Origin of the sequence: Sphingomonas sp. ACRSK (assembly GCF_022346685.1) — a bacterium.
Classification (GTDB): Bacteria; Pseudomonadota; Alphaproteobacteria; order Sphingomonadales; family Sphingomonadaceae; genus Sphingomonas; species Sphingomonas molluscorum.
In genome coordinates, this window is the sequence record NZ_JAKRNR010000081.1 from 1 (window position 1) to 1,280 (window position 1,280).

Genomic DNA, 1,280 nt, shown 5'->3' on the forward strand with positions numbered 1-1,280 from the left:
TGAACCGCGCCGGGTTTGTCGGAGGCCCCAACTCCTGAGAGGAAGGGGCTATGACGAGCAAGACGACGAACAAGTTCTCACCTGAGGTACGCGCCCGGGCGGTGCGGATGGTGCTGGACCACGAGAAGGATCATCCGTCGCGCTGGGCGGCTGTGGTGTCGATCGCGGCGAAGATCGGGTGCGCGGGCCAGACGCTGCACGAGTGGGTGAAGAAGGCCGAGGTCGACAGCGGCACGCGCGCCGGGGTGCCGAGCGACGTCGCCGACCGGATGAAGGCGCTGGAGCGGGAGAACCGCGAACTGCGCCAGGCCAACGAGATCCTGCGCAAGGCGTCCGCATATTTTGCGATGGCGGAGCTCGACCGCCGAGCGAGGTGATGGTGTCGTTCATCGACGCGCATCGCAAGGTGTACGGGGTCGAGCCGATCTGCCGGGTTCTGCCGATCGCCCCGTCGACCTATCATGCTCACACAGCCAGAAGGATTGAGCCGACCAAGAGGTCGGCTCGGGCTCGGCGTGATGATGCGCTTGGGCCGGAGGTGCGCCGCGTATTCGAGGAGAACTTCCGCGTCTACGGCGTGCGCAAGGTCTGGCGGCAGCTGCGGCGCGAAGGGTTCGACGTCGCCCGCTGCACCGTTGCCCGCCTGATGCGGGCGATGGGCCTGGCCGGCGTGATCCGCGGCAAGCCGGTCCGCACCACCATCAGCGACAGAGCAGCGCCATGCCCGCTCGACCGGGTGAACCGGCAGTTCCGTGCGCCGGCGCCGAACATGCTGTGGGTGTCGGACTTCACCTATGTCGCGACCTGGGCGGGGTTCGTCTACGTCGCCTTCGTCATCGACACCTATGCCCGCCGTATCGTCGGCTGGCGCGCCAGCAGGACGGCGCATGCCAGCTTCGTCCTGGACGCGCTCGAGCAGGCGCTCCATGACCGCCGACCGGTTCATCGCGGTGGCCTGGTCCATCATAGCGACCGCGGGTCGCAATACGTATCGATCAAGTACACCGAGCGCCTGGCCGAGGCCGGGATCGAGCCCTCGGTCGGCAGCGTCGGCGACAGCTATGACAACGCTTTGGCCGAGACGATCAACGGCCTCTACAAGGCCGAGGTGATCCACCGGCGCGGGCCGTGGCGCAACTTCGAAGCAGTCGAGTACGCTACCCTTGAGTGGGTGGACTGGTTCAACCATCGCCGGCTGCTCGAACCCATCGGCAACATCCCGCCTGCCGAAGCCGAGGAGCAATACTATGCTGCCGCGGACATCATCGATATGGCAGCGT

Annotated in this window: 1 protein-coding gene and 1 other annotated feature; the gene reads left to right on the plus strand. The window is 66.6% G+C overall.

The features are described from left to right. Positions 1-50 precede the first annotated feature (50 nt). Positions 51-1,280, plus strand: a protein-coding gene (locus MHZ35_RS17795; RefSeq protein ID WP_239436846.1) for an IS3 family transposase whose coding sequence is annotated in 2 segments (ribosomal slippage) — positions 51-342 and positions 342-1,280 — 1,231 coding nt annotated over the 2 segments. Because the reading frame shifts where the segments join, the coding sequence is not laid out codon by codon here. This gene is flagged as partial in the annotation. Then, positions 335-451 (plus strand) — a sequence feature (AL1L pseudoknot). (Overlaps the previous gene by 117 nt.)